12 protein-coding genes are annotated in these 15,446 nt (G+C 70.5%); 2 read left to right on the forward strand and 10 right to left on the reverse strand.

The genetic code is table 11. The features are described 5' to 3' along the window. Positions 1-140 precede the first annotated feature (140 nt). From tsaD to H2Q94_RS02780, 9 genes are all read right to left on the reverse strand, one after another. Positions 141-1,196, reverse strand: coding sequence for a tRNA (adenosine(37)-N6)-threonylcarbamoyltransferase complex transferase subunit TsaD (gene tsaD / locus H2Q94_RS02740; RefSeq protein WP_243791655.1), 1,056 nt, complete (start codon positions 1,194-1,196; stop codon positions 141-143). Continuing rightward, the gene (gene rimI / locus H2Q94_RS02745) at positions 1,193-1,687 is read right to left on the reverse strand and encodes a ribosomal protein S18-alanine N-acetyltransferase (protein WP_243791657.1); all 495 of its coding nucleotides are present in this window, start codon (positions 1,685-1,687) and stop codon (positions 1,193-1,195) included. Before rimI ends, tsaD begins: the two co-directional genes overlap by 4 nt. Continuing rightward, positions 1,684-2,445: a tRNA (adenosine(37)-N6)-threonylcarbamoyltransferase complex dimerization subunit type 1 TsaB gene (tsaB, locus tag H2Q94_RS02750; RefSeq protein ID WP_243791659.1), complete on the reverse strand. Its 762-nt coding sequence runs from the start codon at positions 2,443-2,445 to the stop codon at positions 1,684-1,686. Before tsaB ends, rimI begins: the two co-directional genes overlap by 4 nt. Before the next feature lie 280 nt (positions 2,446-2,725). Beyond that, entirely contained in the window at positions 2,726-6,511 is a 3,786-nt protein-coding gene (locus H2Q94_RS02755; RefSeq protein ID WP_243791662.1) for a glycoside hydrolase family 2 TIM barrel-domain containing protein, read from the reverse strand. Between the two features lie 481 nt (positions 6,512-6,992). Continuing rightward, on the reverse strand, positions 6,993-7,427 hold the full coding sequence (locus tag H2Q94_RS02760; RefSeq protein WP_243791664.1) for a thioesterase family protein: 435 nt from the start codon (positions 7,425-7,427) through the stop codon (positions 6,993-6,995). Next, positions 7,424-8,383 carry a 3-hydroxyacyl-CoA dehydrogenase NAD-binding domain-containing protein gene (locus H2Q94_RS02765; protein ID WP_243791666.1) on the reverse strand — a complete coding sequence of 320 codons (960 nt, stop codon included), beginning with the start codon at positions 8,381-8,383 and terminating at the stop codon, positions 7,424-7,426. The genes H2Q94_RS02760 and H2Q94_RS02765 overlap by 4 nt, the downstream gene beginning before the upstream one ends. Continuing rightward, positions 8,383-9,273: a beta-keto acid cleavage family enzyme gene (locus H2Q94_RS02770; protein WP_243791668.1), complete on the reverse strand. Its 891-nt coding sequence runs from the start codon at positions 9,271-9,273 to the stop codon at positions 8,383-8,385. Before H2Q94_RS02770 ends, H2Q94_RS02765 begins: the two co-directional genes overlap by 1 nt. 349 nt (positions 9,274-9,622) lie before the next feature. Next, positions 9,623-10,201, reverse strand: a complete 579-nt coding sequence (locus H2Q94_RS02775; protein ID WP_243791670.1) for a SanA/YdcF family protein — start codon at positions 10,199-10,201, stop codon at positions 9,623-9,625. An 82-nt stretch (positions 10,202-10,283) separates the two neighbouring features. Continuing rightward, the gene (locus H2Q94_RS02780) at positions 10,284-11,852 is read right to left on the reverse strand and encodes an alkaline phosphatase D family protein (RefSeq protein WP_243791672.1); all 1,569 of its coding nucleotides are present in this window, start codon (positions 11,850-11,852) and stop codon (positions 10,284-10,286) included. An 817-nt stretch (positions 11,853-12,669) separates the two neighbouring features. On the opposite strand from H2Q94_RS02780, the gene groES reads away from it, so the two are divergent. Both groES and groL read left to right on the forward strand, forming a co-directional pair. Next, a complete protein-coding gene (groES, locus tag H2Q94_RS02785) occupies positions 12,670-12,960 on the forward strand; it encodes a co-chaperone GroES (RefSeq protein ID WP_184483059.1) in 291 nt (96 codons plus the stop codon). Positions 12,961-13,243: 283 nt separating this feature from the next. Next, positions 13,244-14,860, forward strand: a complete 1,617-nt coding sequence (gene groL, locus H2Q94_RS02790) for a chaperonin GroEL (protein WP_243791675.1) — start codon at positions 13,244-13,246, stop codon at positions 14,858-14,860. A 200-nt stretch (positions 14,861-15,060) separates the two neighbouring features. On the opposite strand, the gene H2Q94_RS02795 is transcribed toward groL, so the two are convergent. After that, positions 15,061-15,363: a WhiB family transcriptional regulator gene (locus H2Q94_RS02795; RefSeq protein ID WP_184483055.1), complete on the reverse strand. Its 303-nt coding sequence runs from the start codon at positions 15,361-15,363 to the stop codon at positions 15,061-15,063. Positions 15,364-15,446: the final 83 nt, after the last annotated feature.

Genomic DNA, 15,446 nt, shown 5'->3' on the forward strand with positions numbered 1-15,446 from the left:
CGATTGAACCCCACGTCGAGCCACATCGGATTATGAGCCTATGAGCTGGGGGTATGATCGTATTTTGGGGAATTCTCGGAAAGTCGCCTCCGCAATTCATCGCAAAATTGCGGGGGCGCTTTCCGTAATTGCTGTGGGGGTCAGTTCACCACGATGGTGTCGACCGGGAGGCCCGGTGCGGCGGACAGGTCCAGGGGTGAGGGCTTCGCGCCGGAGGCGACGACGTGCGCACCGAGGGCGGCGATCATGGCGCCGTTGTCCGTGCACAGGCGGGGCTTCGGCACGCGCAGCGTGATGCCCGCCGCCGCGCAACGCTCGGCGGCCAGCGCCGACAGCCGCGAATTCGCCGCCACACCACCGGAAATGACCAGCGTGTCCACGCCGAGGTCCTGCGCGGCGCGCACCGCCTTGAAGGTGAGCACGTCGGCCACGGCCTCCTGGAACGAGGCGCACACGTCGGCGACGGGAATCTCCCGGCCCGCCCGCTGCTCGGCTTCCACCCAGCGGGCCACCGCCGTCTTCAACCCGGAGAACGAGAAGTCGTGCCGCGAGTCGCGCGGACCGGTCAGCCCGCGCGGGAACGAGATCGCCTTCGGATCGCCCTGCTGAGCCATCTTGTCGATCGGCGGCCCGCCCGGATAAGGCAGGTCGAGGATGCGGGCGACCTTGTCGTAGGCCTCCCCGGCGGCGTCGTCGATGGTCGAGCCGACCTGGGTGATCCGCTCCGCGATGCCCTCCACCAGCAGCAGCTGGCTGTGCCCGCCGGAGACCAGCAGTGCCAGGCACCGGTCCGGCAGCGCCCCGTGCTGCAAGGTGTCCACGGCGACGTGCCCGCCGAGGTGGTTCACCCCGTACAGCGGCACGTCCAGCGCCACCGAGTAGGCCTTCGCCGCGGCGACTCCGACCATCAGCGCTCCGGCCAGGCCCGGCCCCGCCGTCACCGCAATAGCGTCCACATCGGACAGTTCGAGTCCGGATTCGTCCAGCGCCCGCCGCATCGTCGGCGTCATCGCCGCCAGGTGCGCCCGGCTGGCGATCTCCGGCACGACCCCGCCGAAGCGGGCGTGCTCATCGACGCTGGAGGCGACGGCGTCGGCGAGCAACTCCACCGACCCGTCCGCGCCGAGCCGCACCAGGCCGACGCCGGTCTCGTCGCAGGAACTTTCAATGCCGAGCACGATCCGGTCGGTGGTCACGACGGACCACCTCCCTCCACGGTGGGGGATTCGGCCGCGGGCCTGCGCATCGTGTGCGCGTCCGCGCCCGAGGGCTGGTAGTAGCGCTTGCGCAGGCCGACGATCTCGAACCCGTGCTTGCGGTAGAGCGCGATCGCGGGTTCGTTGTCGGTGCGCACTTCGAGGAACGTGGTGGCCCGGTGCTCATCGGCGCGCGCGAGCAGCCTGCTCAGCAGCGCGCGGCCCACGCCGTGGCCTTGGTGCGCCGGGTCGACCGCCATCGTGTGCACCTCGGCGTCCACCTCCGGCGGCCTGCCCGCCAAGGAGAGGCCCGCATAGCCGATCAGGTTCTCGTCGGTGTCGTAGGCGCCGAGGTAGTAGTGCCCGCGGTCGATCTCGGCCACGAACGACTCCAGCGACCACGGGTCGTCGCCGGGGAACAGGACGTGTTCCAGGTCGACGCAGCGCTTCAGGTCCCTGCGGCGCAGCTTCGCCACGAAGGGGGCGGTCATGCCGTTCCTCGATCGGGGCTGACCTGCTTGCGCGGCCCCGGCGCGGTGGCGTCCGGCCGCCGCAGGTACATCGGGACCGGCGGCGTCGGTTCAGCACCGCTCTGCAGGTCGTGCCGGGCCGCCGCGACCAGGCCGGTCGGCGTGGGGTACTCGATGCCGAGCACGTCGAGCCCGAAGGTGTCCCGGTGCGGCGCAGCCATCTCGCCGACGGCGAAGTCCAGGTCCAGGCCGTCGATCTCGGCGGGCACGTCGGCGGGCCGGTGCACGTGCGGGCCGGTGAGCCGTTCCCGGTCGGCGCCGTACGCGGCCCAGTAGACCTCCTTGCGCCGCGCGTCGGTGGCCACGAGCAGCCGCAGTCCGCCGGCGACCGCACCGGACACGGCGGCACCGGGCTCACCGATGTCGGCGACCACGCCCTGCCCGGCCGCGCTGTCCGGCACGGCGGCGGCGATCGCGTCGAGGCTGCACACCGGGTGCACCGGCACGTCCAAGGACTGCCCGAGCGCGGCCGCGGTGACCATGCCCGCGCGCAGTCCGGTGAACGGTCCGGGGCCGGAGCCCACAACGATCGCGTCGGCGTCGGCGAGCCGGTGACCGGCCTCCGCCACGGCCGCCATCAGGTGCGGTGTGAGCAGTTCGCCGTGCGCCCGCGCGTTCACGGTCACGCGTTGCGCGAGTGGCCTGGGGCCGCCGCCGTCCAAGGCGACCAGGCCAGCGGTGACCGCGGGCGTCGAAGTGTCCAGCGCGATGACGAGCACAGCGAAATAGACTACGTCACCCCAGGTCATCGCCGTTTCACGGGTGCTGAGCTGCAGATGCACCCGAACCGCCCCGACGCCGCCGCACCCCGCAGGCCGAACGGCCCCTTCGCTTGCACCCACCGGTCGAACGAGACACGCGCCCGGTGCGGCTCGTGGAGTGAACGGCCCCTTTGTCCGGTGGGATTGGGCGAACGGGCCGTTCACTTCGTACGGCTTGTGGGGTGAACGGTCTCTTTGTCCGGTGGGATTGGGCGAACGAACCGTTCACTTCGTGCGGTCAGGTCGGGCGGAGGAGGACGGATGTGGTGTGGGGGACGTCCGGGCGGATCCGGTACTGGTCCTGGACGGGGACCGGGGTGTCGCCGAGGCCGGTGACGGCTCCGACGTGCAAGGTCACGAACGGGTCCTGGCGGAGCTGGTGGGCGAAGTCGGTGCGCTCGGTGTTGGAGTGCCGTTCCGCCGCGATCGCCAGATCCTCGCCCGCCACCTGGAGTCCGCCGTCCGGACCGGACAGCAGCGCCCACGAAGTGTTGATCTTCACCCCGTTGTCCTGCGGTGGCAGGAAGTCGAACCACTGCTCGTCCACCGTCGACGACCAACGCCCGACGGCCTGCGAGTCGAACCGGTCCGGATACGACTCGCCGGGGCCGCGCCCGTACCAGTCCAGATCGGTGAACGACTCCGGCAACCGCAGCTCGAACCCGACCCGAGGCAGCCACGGCAGGCCCCTGGTGAGCGGGCCGAACGCCTCCACTGTGTGGTCCAAGGCGACCGCCCCGGAGCCGTCCACGGTGTAGGTCCAGCGGCTGCCGAATCCCTCACCGGCTACGTCCGGCGCGGCCGAGCGGGTGTCGACGGTGACCTGAGCCCGGCCGTCCGGCAGCTCGGCGACGTTGAAGCCGAGGACCTCGGTGACCAGGCGGTCCAGTCCGGCCGCGCGGAACTTCGCCTCCGGGTCGATGCCGCTCCAGTCGCTCCACTCGTTGCCGGTCGGAGCACGGAACACGTCCAGGTCCGGACCGGCGACCAGCCGCTCCACCCCGTCGGCGGACATCGAGCTCAACCCGCCCGTCCGCTCGTCGAACGAATAGCGGAAACCCGGCCCGGTCACGGAATTCCCGTCCACGGCCACGCGTCCGGCCGTCGAGTCCTCGACGGGAGCGGGCGCCGGTTCGGTGCCGCCCGCGCGCAACTGCTCGGCCGACACGACATGACCGGCGGGCAGCCCCGGTGCGTCGACGCGTTGCCGCGCCCGCAACTCCAGGAACCGCTCGGTGTTCCCGGCTTGCGGCAGGTCCAGCTCCACCTGCTTCGCCGCACCCGCCGGTACCTCGGTGCCGATGCTGCCGCTGGCGAGTTCCTCGCCCGCCTCCACCAGCCGCCAGCTCAGGTCGTACGCCGCGGTGGACAGCATGTGGTTCAGGTTGCGCACGGTGAACCGGCCCGGCGCTCCGGCGTCCTCGAACCGCACCGGGGCGTGGCTGTAGGCGAGCTGCGCCAGCTCCGGCTGCGGCGTCCGGTCCGCGTTGATCAGCCCGTTGGCCAGGAAGTTCGACGCGCCGTAGTCGTGGAAGGTGCCTTCTTCGCGCTCCTCGTCGAAGTTCAGCGCCAGCGCCGCCTCCCGCGCCGGATCCGCGGCGAGCTCCCCCTCGCTCAGCGCCCGGTCGTAGATCCGCGCCGAATCCACGACGGCGTGCGCGGTGCGGCCCGCGAACGCATCCGAATGCTTCTCCTGGTTGCGGCCCACCGACACCGTGTACATGGTGTTCGGCGCGATCTCACCGGAGTACGGCTCCGCCGCGACCTCCTCGCCGTCGATCAGCAGCCGCACCTGGGAACCGTCGTAGACCCCGGTGAGCCGATGCCACTGCCCCCACCAATCGGAGGGGACCTCGACGCGGGCCGTGTGCCACGAGTCCTCGCCGTAGACGAAGAACTCGACGTGCTCCGCGTCCGGCATCTGCAACGCCCACTGCTTGTCGCCCTTGGACAGGTACGTGCCGGAACCCTGCCAGGACAGCGGTTTCACCTGGACGTCCAAGGTGACCGCCTTGCCGGTGATCTCCAGCGCCGGATCCCGGTAGGCCTCCGCCCAATCGTCCAAGCCGGACAACTCGACGCCCTGCCCCGAAACGCCGGGAACGGGCTTCGGATTGCCGCCGTAGTGCACCGGAACGTCGTTGCCCGAGGAGTCCGGCGCGACCCGCAGCGGCCGGACCAAGCCCTGATCGACCCAGTCCCACACGAAGCCGCCCTGCAACGAGGGATCCTCCCGGATGGTGCGCCACATGTCCTCGTAGTGCCCGAGGCTGTTGCCCATCGCGTGCAGCCATTCGCCCATCACGACGGGCTTCGTCGTCCGCTCCGCGATCTCGCGCAGATGTTTCGGCGACGGGTAGCGCGGTCCCCACACGTCGGCGAACGGCGCATCACCGTCGGGCGAGTTGGACTGGTGGTACAGCGGCCGCGTCGGATCGGTGGCGCGCGCGTGCTCCGCCATCGCGTAGTGCGCGGCGCCGAGACCGGCCTCGTTGCCGGTGTCCCACAAGATCACGCTCGGGTGGTTCTTGTCCCGCTCCAGCAGCGCCTCGAAGCGATCCGCGAACGCCGCCTGCCACTCCGGGCGGTCGGCGAGGCAGTCCTGATCGCCGGTCGCCGTGCAGTCCTCGCGGTAGTGCGTCTCGATGTCGACCTCATCGGCCAGCAGCAGACCGCTCGCGTCCGCCAGCCGGTACCAGTACGGATCGTTCGGGTAGTGCGAAGTGCGGACCGCGTTGATGTTGTGCTGCCGCATCAGCGACACGTCCTCGCGCTGGCGATCTCGGCTCACCGCGCGGCCCGTCCGCGGATCGTGCTCATGCCGGTTCACGCCGCGCAGATCGACGGGTTTTCCGTTGAGCAGCAACTGTTCGTCGCGCACCTCGACCTCGCGGAACCCGACGGGCTGCTGCGTCGTGTGCACGATCCGGCCCTGCGCGTCCGCGAGCTGCACGACGGCGGTGTAGACGTCCGGTGTTTCGTCGCTCCACAACCGGGGCGAACGAATGTCGCGGCTCAGCTCCACCGAGGTGCCCGGCCCGGTGACGTCCACACGCTGCGCGAAGCGGTCCACCTCGCGACCCTCCGGATCGTGCAGCGCGACCCGCACGTCGTGCGTGCCCGCCGAACCTGCGTCGTTGCGCACGTCCACTCCGAGCCGCAGCGTCGCGTCGGGGTCGTCCAGTTCGGTGCGGACCGTGACGTCCTCCAGGTGCGTGCGCGGCACGCTGTAGAGGTGCGCGTCGCGGAAGATCCCGGACAAGTGCCAGAAGTCCATGTTCTCCAGGTAGCTGCCCGAACCCCAGCGGTGCACCTGCACGGCGATCGTGTTGCGGCCCTTCGTGAGGTGGTCGGTCACGTCGAACTCCGCCGGGGTGTAACCGCCCTGGTCGTAGCCCACGTAGCGGCCGTTGACCCAGACGAACCAGCCGCTGGTCGCGCCCTCGAAGCGCAGCAGCTGCCGCCTGCCGTCCCAGTCGTCGGGGATGTCGAACTCGCGCACGTAGGCACCGGTCGGGTTCACGTCGTCCGGCACGTTCGGCGGATCGTAGGGCGCGACCTCCGACGGCACGTTCCGGTAGATCGGACGGTCGTGGCCCTGCTGCTGCCACACGCCCGGCACCGCGATCTCCGGCCAGTCCGCGCGGCCGTGCTGCCAGCCGGCGGGCAGGTCGCGGTGGTGCTCGGCGTAGCCGAAGTGCCACTGGCCGTTCAACGGCAGCGTCCACGGCGTCGGCTCATCCGCGGGTGCGTCGAGGTCGTGGCGGGCGGCCCGCAACGCCTGTTCCGCGTCGGCGTAGGGGCGCAGCAGCGCGTGCGGACGTTCCTGGTTCTCGCCGGTGCGGCCGGGATCGTCGAGGTACGACTCGATCGCGGCCGGATCGCTCGGGCCGTCCACCGGCGCGGCGTGCGCGGGCGGGCTCAGCAGGCCCGCCACGACGAGCAGCGCGGCCAGCGGCGTCAGCGACCGGATGCGAGCCGACGTTCCTGCCGGGATGAGCTGGGGGTGACGCACGGACCGCATGAGCCCTCCGTTGGTGCCCGATGCTTCGTGTGTTCTGTTGTTGAAAGCTGTGCCTTCCGGGGAGATCTTGGCCGTTTCCCGGCAAACCGGTCAACGCCCGCAGGTGATCTCCGCCCGAACAGCCCAGCTCCGCCGAACAGCCCAGCTCACCGGGTTTGCCGCGCACCGCCAGCGATCGGAGTGAACGGACCGTTCGTCCAACAGCACTGGTCGAACGGTCCGTTCACTCCAGGAGAGCCGCCCCCGGATGCAGTCGCGCTCGGGCGAGTCGGCGGTTCCGGTGCGGGAGGGGAGTGGGTGAACAGACCGTTCGCCCAATAGGACTGGTCGAACGGTCCGTTCACTCCACAAAAAATCGCCCTCGAACGTCGTGGTGCTCGGGTGAGTCGGCAGTCGATCGCGGGGCGGGAACGAGTGAACGGACCGTTCGACCAAGGGGATTGGGCGAACGGTCCGTTCACTCCGAAAAGACGCCCCCGCCTCAGCCGATGGCGCGGCCCGCGTAAGACGGGGCCGCTTCGGTGGCGGCGGTGATCCGCCCCGCCACCTCTTCCGGGAACGGGACGGCCTGACTCGCCGCCGAATCCACGTGCAGCGCCAGCAGTTCCTCGGTCGACACCAACGTCCCGTCCACCGTCATCTCGTGGCACAGCACGAGCTTCTTCGCCCCGCCGCCGACGATGCGGGAGGTGACGACCAGCTCCGCGTCCGGCCCCACCTCCCGCAGGTACCGGACGTGCGCCTCAACGGTGTACAGCGAGCGGCCGGTCCGGGTGCGGTACTGCGCGTCCAAACCGAGCCGGTCCATCACCGCGTCGGTGGCGAACCCGAACACCAGCACGTAGTACGCCTCGCTGAGGTGCCCGTTGTAGTCGATCCACTCCGGCCGGACCCGCTGCCGGAACTCGCCGCTCACGCGCCGCCGCCTCGGACTTCGCGCACCGCGCGCAGCACGGCGATCACGGCTCGGTCCCGGTCGGCGACCAGATCCGCGATGCTGCGGCCGTCCGCGGTGTCCGCACAGCCCTCGACCATCCGATTCCGCAGCTCATCGGTCAGCTCCGGTGCCTCCAGCCGGGTCCACGGCGACTTCAGCGACGGCCCGAAATGGTCGAGCATGTGCGCCATCCCGCCTTCGCCGCCCGCGAGGTGGAAGGTCAGGCACGGCCCCAGGAACGGCCACCGCAGCCCCGGCCCCTCGGTGATCGAGGCGTCGATCTGCTCCACGGTCGCCTCGCCCTCGGCGACCATGTGCAGCGCCTCCCGCCACAGCGCCTCCTGCAGGCGGTTCGCGATGAACCCCGGCACTTCCCGGTCCATCGTGATGACGGATTTCCCCGCCACCTCGAAGAATCGCGACGCCCACCGCACCGCCTCCGCCGAGGTGCGCTCGCCGCCGACGACCTCCACCAGCGGAATGAGGTAGGGCGGGTTGAACGGGTGCCCGACGACGAGGCGTTCCGGGGTGGCGCAGCGCTGCTGCATCTCCGTCATGCCGTAGCCCGACGTGGACGAGGACACCACGACGCCGGGAGGGGTCGCCGCGTCGATCCGCGCCAGCAGGTCCTGCTTGAGCTCCAGGTCCTCCGGCGCGCTCTCCTGCACGAATTCCGCGCCCGCCACCGCTTCGTCCAAAGTGGACGTCACGGTGAGCGCGTCGCGGGAGGCGCCGGGTGCCAGGCCGAGTTCGGTCAGCGCGGGCCACGCCGCGTCCACCAGCCGCCGCAGCTTCTGCTCCGCGTCCGGAGCCGGATCCCACGCCGTCACCCGATAGCCGCGGGCCAGGAAGTGCGCCACCCAGCCGCCGCCGATCACGCCCGCGCCGATGCACGCGACGTGGCGCACCGATTCCGGTGCCGCCGGAGCCCTCATCAGGCGTCCCTCCGCTTCAATCCGAGCTTCGCCCTGGCCTGGTCCGGGGTCGCGATCCGCGCGCCCATGCCTTCCACGATCGTCACGGCGCGCTCCACCAGCTGCGCGTTCGTGGCCTTCACGCCCTTGCTCAGGTAGAGGTTGTCCTCCAGCCCGACGCGCACCTGCCCGCCGAGCAGCGCGGACTGCGCGACCCACGGCAGCTGGTTGCGCCCGATGCCGAAGCTCGCCCAGTTCGCGCCCTCCGGCAGCATGTTCACCATCGCCTGCAGCACACCCGGGTCGGCCGGGGCGCCGTAGGGAATCCCCATGCACAGCTGGAACAGCGGCGGCGCGTCGATCAGGCCCTCTTCGATCATCTTCGTGGCGAACCACAGCTGGCCGGTGTCGAAGATCTCCAGCTCCGGCTTCACGCCGAGCTCCTGGATGCGCTTCGCGCCGGCGCGCAGCATGTCCGGGGTGCTGATGTAGAGCTGGCTGCCTTCGCCGAAGTTGAGCGAGCCGCAGTCCATCGTGCAGATGTCCGGCAGCAGCTCCTCCACGTGCGGCAACCGGTCCAGTCCGTTGACCAGGTCGGTGCCGTCGGCCGGTTTGAGCGGGTCGTCCTGGTCGATCACCAGGTCGCCGCCCATGCCTGCGGTCAGGTTGATCACGACGTCCACATCGGACTCGCGGATGCGGCGCACGACCTCGCGGTACAGCGGGACTTCGCGGGAGCCCTGGCCGGATTCGACGTCGCGCACGTGGATGTGCACCACGGCGGCGCCCGCGTTCGCGGCCTGCACGGCGGACTCCGCGATCTGCTCGGGGCTCACCGGCACGTGTTCGCTGCGGCCGACGGTGTCGCCCGCCCCGGTCAGCGCGGCGGTGATGATCACTTCCTCGTTCATGCGCCCTCCCTGTCGTGGCCCGCTCATGGCGGCCCGTGGCGCGGCGACGCTAACAGGGGCGTTGCGAATTTCGCAATGCTCCGTCCGTGGCGGCACGCCACCCCGGCACACCGAACTCGCCGCCCACGGCCCCCATGCCCCTGAGGTGACTGCCTTCTTCACCCGATCGTTCGGTCGAATGGGCGGCCATTCGCTCCGAAGGCAGCGGCAGGTGGATGCCCCCTGGTCAATGGGATCGGGTGAACGGGTCATTCACCTGGATCGGGGCGGCGGGCACAGGTAGAACGCTCCGCCGACGGAGGAGGGTGCCGTGCTGGTCGAAACTGATCATCGAATCAGTTCATTGCGATCAGTGGCTGAGCCAGAACGCCTTCGTCACGGCCAGGAACTCCCGCCGGGATCCGCGAGCCGACACCCGTCGCAAGCCGTCCGCCGCCGCATCGTGGCCCACGCCGACGGCGTCGATCCCCGCCCGGCGGCACAACGCGATCGAACGGCGCAGGTGGAACTTCGACGTCACCACCGTGACCCGGCGCAGCCCGAACTTCGAAACCGCGCTCCGACACGAGGCCCAAGTGTCCACACCGGACTCGTCCAGCGAGATCACCGACTCCGGAACTCCGTTGCGCAGCAGGAAATCCCGCATCGCCACCGGTTCGCTGTACCCGCGCGATTCCGGGCTCCCGCTGACCAGGAGCCATCGCACCCGGCCCGCCCGGAACAACTCCGCCGCCACGGTGAGCCTGCCCTGCAAGATCCGGCTCGGCAGCCCGTCGCGGCGCACCCCGGCGCCGAGCACCAGCGCGGCGTCCGCCGCGGGCACGTCGTCGGCCGTCCGCACCCGGCCCGAGCTGCGCGCCCGCACCCACGCCGACGGCAACGCGGCTACTGCGACCAGACCTGCCGCCGCACACCATCGCCCACGCATCCGCCAAGTGTGCCGTGCCGCCGACGCGCCCCGTACATCGGCCGAACGGGTGCCGCCCGAAGCAGGGCGGCACCCGCGTGGCTCACGCCGGCTTCAGCCGCGGCTCGCCGTCGGCCACCACGAAGCTCCGCTCGGTGCTGACCTTCGCGTCCGGCTTCGTCACCTGCGGCACGATCCGGTAGTCGGCGCGCAACTCGTCCGCGGTGAACCGGGTGCGGACGTAGCCGCGGCGGTTCTTGTGGAACTTGATGTGCGGGTTCTCCGCGAGCACGTCTTCCTTCGCGTTGTCGTCCCCGTCGCCACCGCTGGTGATCGAGGTCGTGACGAGCTCGGTGCCGACCACGGCCGAGTCGGTGTTCTCGTGCTCGGCCTGCACCTCGGCCGCCCAGTGCCGGTGCACGTCCCCGGTGAGCACCACACCGTTGCGGACCTGTCCGAGCCCGGCCGCGATCCGGTCCCGGTTCGCGACGTAACCGGCCCACGAATCAGTGCTGAACGCGACGCCGTCGTCAACGTCGTTGTCCAGCCGCGAGAAGAACACCTGCTGGCCCAGCACGTCCCAGCGCGCCGCGGAGTTCGCGAACCCGTCCAGCAGCCAGCGCTCCTGCTCGGCGCCGGTGATCGTGCGGTCCGGCTCCAGCCGCTGCGCGCAGTCCACGTTGCCCTCGTCGCCGCAGGGCTGGTCGTCGCGGTACTGGCGGGTGTCGAGCATGTGGAACGTCGCGAGGCCGCCCCACTGCAACCGCCGGTACAGCCGCATGTCGATGCCTTCGGGCTTGGCCGTAGAGCGCAGCGGCATGTTCTCGTAGTAGGCCTGGAAAGCGGCCTTGCGCCGGTCGAGGAAGCCCTCGTCGGGCTTCTCCGGGATCTCGTCGGCCCAGTTGTTCTCGGTCTCGTGGTCGTCCCACACGACGATCCACGGCGCGACGGAGTGCGCGAGCTGCAGGTCCTCGTCGGTCTTGTACTGGGCGTGGCGCTGCCGGTAGTTCGCCAGCGTGCGGGTCTCCGGCCCGAGCACCTTGCGCACGTCGTCGGCTTCGGCGGCGTACTCGTACTGGTAGTCGCCGAGGTGCAGGATCAGTCCGGGCTGGTCCTCGGCCATCCGCCGGTAGGCGGTGAAGTGGCCCTGGCCGAAGTGCGCGCAGGACGCGAAGCACATGGTCAGTTCGTCCATCGAGCCCGGCGCGGGCGCGGTGCGGGTGAGTCCGGTCCGGGAAACGGCACCCTCGGCGCGGAACCGGTAGTAGTACTCGGCTCCGGGGCGAAGTCCTTCGAGCTCGACGTGCACGCTGTGCCCGAGTTCGGGGGCGGCCTGCGCCCGGCCGCGCCGCACGATGCGGGTGAACCGCTCGTCCTCGGCGAGCTCCCACTCCACGTCGACGACCTTGGCGGGCATGCCGCCGTTGCCGTCGTCGGCGGTCGGCTCGGGGGCGAGGCGGGTCCAGAGCACAACGCCGTCCGGCAGCGGGTCACCGGAGGCGACGCCGAGCGTGAACGGGTCGGCGAGCCTGCCGGTGCCCGCGCCGGGCAGCGACAGGGGGCCGGCCGAGGCGGCTCCGCTCAAAGCGGCGGTGCCCGCCGCGGCGGCGCCGCCGAGCAGCACGGCCCGGCGGGAAACGGATCGGGGACGAGGTGTGGTGGGGTCGAGCATTCGGGCGGTCCTCCCAGAACGTCGGTGGTTGCCGTCGAGGCGTGTCGGAGCACGCCGAACAGGGATGTGTCCTGCTTTCGGCTTCACTCGAACGAGTGGAAAGGTATCCGCGCCCGATGGGCATCCGGTTAACTTCTGGCGAAGACGGGTTGTTGATCACCGCGCCCGAGCTGGAAGTGCTCCCCGGGCCGAATGAACGACCGGATCGGGAGAACGGTCAGCGAGGGCGCCAGCCGGACCGGCCGGGAGGCCCGGACGGGCCGGGAGGACGGGATGGGCGAGGGCGGCGTTCCCACGGACGGTTCGTGGGCTTCGTCGGTGCCATGCGGCAGAACCTAAGCCACCTTGCCTCGATGGTGTGAACCGCCATCGGGTTCCGGTGACATTTCCCGCATGCCGATCTACCTGCGAAGATCGGCATTCGGGCCGGTCGGCGGCGACCGCGCCGCGCCGCCGCCCGGCCCGCTTCTCGCGCGGCTCCCGTCTCTCACCTGCCCGGTTCGTCCGCCGAAGATCGGCAGCGCCGCCGCGGCAAGATCGCGCGGCCGGTCTCCGGGCGACCGCCTGCGTGAGATCGCCGGAAACTCCGGCAGGATGAGCCGCGGAGTGCGCGGGGAACGCCCGCCTTCGGCCGATGTCCGCCTTCGAGTGACGGCTGAACGGGTGCCCGGTGGTTGAGCCTTGGCACTCGGCTGGGTAGAGTGCCAATCAGCACGGCGCCGCAGCGCCCCGGCACCCGCGACGACGGGGAGCCACGGAGCCGTCACCCAGACCAGAGCCAACGCTTACGCAGGCCCCAGAAGGTGGAGGTCACACCGTGGCGAGCATCAAGCCGCTTGAGGACAAGATCGTTGTCCAGGCGAGCGAAGCCGAGACGACTACCGCGTCCGGCATCGTGATCCCGGACACCGCCAAGGAAAAGCCCCAGGAGGGCAAGGTCTTGGCCGTCGGCCCGGGTCGCGTCGACGACAAGGGCAACCGCGTCCCCGTGGACGTGCAGGAAGGTGACGTCGTCATCTACTCGAAGTACGGCGGCACCGAGGTCAAGTACAACGGCGAGGAGTACTTGATCCTCTCCGCCCGCGACGTGCTGGCCGTCGTCAACTGACGACTCCCGCACCATGCGCAACCCACCGCCCCGGTGGTCCCGCCTCCGGGACCGCCGGGGCGGTGGTTTATCCCAGGCCGGACGCCACGCCCCGCACGCCCCACGGCGATGCGGCGACTCCGCCGCCCCGCGTCTCATCCAGGCGAGAGCCGACCGGACCACGAGCCCGGCCCCGCGAGCGCGCTCGCGACCTCCGGCCGGGCAGAGCGCCGGGTAGGACGGAGCTCGCGCCGGGGCGTCCGCGACCGGCACCTGAACACCCATGCTGAAGGGCTGTTGAAACATGGCTAAGCAGATCGCCTTCGACGAGCAGGCGCGTCGCGCTCTGGAGCGCGGTGTCAACCAGCTCGCCGACGCGGTGAAGGTGACCCTCGGACCGCGCGGTCGGCACGTCGTGCTGGACAAGCAGTTCGGTGGCCCGCAGGTCACCAACGACGGCGTTACCATCGCGCGTGAGATCGAGCTCGACGACCCGTACGAGAACCTCGGCGCGCAGCTCGCCAAGAACGTCGCCACCAAGACCAACGACGTCGCGGGCGACGGCACCACCACCGCCACCGTGCTGGCCCAGGCCCTGGTCAAGGAAGGCCTGCGCAACCTGGCCGCCGGCGCCAACCCGGCCTCGCTGGGCAAGGGCATCCAGGCCGCCACCGACACGGTCATCGAAGCCCTCAAGGCGAAGGCCACCCCGGTCAAGGGCCGCGACAACATCGCCCAGATCGCCACCGTCTCGTCCCGTGACGAGAACATCGGCGCGCTGGTCGGCGAGGCCATGGAGAAGGTCGGCGAGGACGGCGTGATCAGCATCGAGGAGTCCTCGACGCTGTCCACCGAGCTCGAGGTCACCGAGGGCGTCCAGTTCGACAAGGGCTTCGTCTCGCCCTACTTCGTCACCGACGCCGAGCGGCAGGAAGCCGTCCTGGAAGAGACCCAGATCCTGCTGCACCGGGACAAGATCTCCAACATCCAGGACCTGCTGCCGCTGCTGGAGAAGGTCGCGCAGAACGGCAAGCCGCTGCTGATCGTCGCCGAGGACGTCGAGGGCGAGGCGCTGTCCACCCTGGTCGTCAACGCGATCCGCAAGACCTTCAAGGTCGTCGCGGTCAAGGCCCCGTACTTCGGCGACCGCCGCAAGGCGTTCCTGGACGACCTGGCCGCAGTCACCGGCGCTCAGGTCATCGCCCCCGAGGTCGGGCTCAAGCTCTCCGAGGTCGGCCCCGAGGTCCTGGGCAGTGCCCGCCGCGTCACCGTCACCAAGGACGAGACCACCCTGGTCGACGGCCACGGCGCCAAGGACGACGTGCAGGCGCGGGTCGAGCAGATCCGCAAGGAGATCGAGGCCAGCGACTCCGACTGGGACCGCGAGAAGCTGCAGGAGCGGCTGGCCAAGCTGGCCGGCGGCGTCGCGGTGATCAAGGTCGGCGCGGCGACGGAGACCGAGCTCAAGGAGCGCAAGTCCCGCATCGAGGACGCGGTCGCCGCGTCCAAGGCCGCCGCGGAAGAGGGCAGCGTGCCCGGCGGTGGCTCCAGCCTGATCCACGCGGCCAAGGCGCTCGAGGGCGACCTCGGCCTGTCCGGCGACGAGGCCACCGGCGTGCGGCTGGTCCGCAAGGCGCTGGAGGCCCCGCTGTTCTGGATCGCCAGCAACGCGGGCCAGGAAGGCGCCGTCGTGGTCTCCAAGGTCAGCGACCTGGACTGGGGCGCGGGCTACAACGCCGCGACCCTGACCTTCGGTGACCTGATCGGCCCGGGCGTCGTCGACCCGCTGAAGGTGACCCGCTCCGCGGTCGCCAACGCGGCCTCCATCGCGCGCATGGTGCTGACCACCGAGAGCGCCATCGTGGAGAAGCCCGAAGAGGAAGAGGAGTCGGCCGGTCACGGTCACGGCCACTCGCACTGACCCGCGCTGAACCGGGTGCGCCTGTCCGGCGCACCCGGTTCAGGGTCGGAACACGAGATCAGGGGCGGCACCTTCGGGTGCCGCCCCTGATCTTTTCGCGCGCCCGCCCCGGGCGCCGCCGCGGATGACGCCCCTCGCAGTCATCCGTTTCGGCCTGCCCGTGCGGCGCCGCCACCGCCGTTCATCGCGGCGGTCGCGTCTCAACCGGCCATTGCGGCCACCCTGCGCTTGCGGGTCTTGATGATCACTTCACGCTCGGACTCGGAGAGCCCACCCCAGATTCCATAGGGTTCTTGCACTGCCAGCGCGTGCCGACGGCACTGATCGAGAACCGGGCAGTGCTGGCACACCTCTTTCGCCTTCGCCTCACGCCGCGCCCTTGCCGGACCGCGCTCGCCGTCGGGATGGAAGAAGTACGCGCTGTCCATTCCGCGACACGATCCCTTGATCTGCCAGTCCCAGATGTCGGCGTTCGGGCCTGGAAGACGTCGAGTGTCGGCCATTGCGACAACCACCTCCCACCGGTGGATCCCCTCCCCGCCACGGCGGCTGCCGTGGCCTCGCATGATCCAAGGTAGAACCGCGC

This window comes from Saccharopolyspora gloriosae (assembly GCF_022828475.1).
GTDB lineage: Bacteria > Actinomycetota > Actinomycetes > Mycobacteriales > Pseudonocardiaceae > Saccharopolyspora_C > Saccharopolyspora_C gloriosae_A.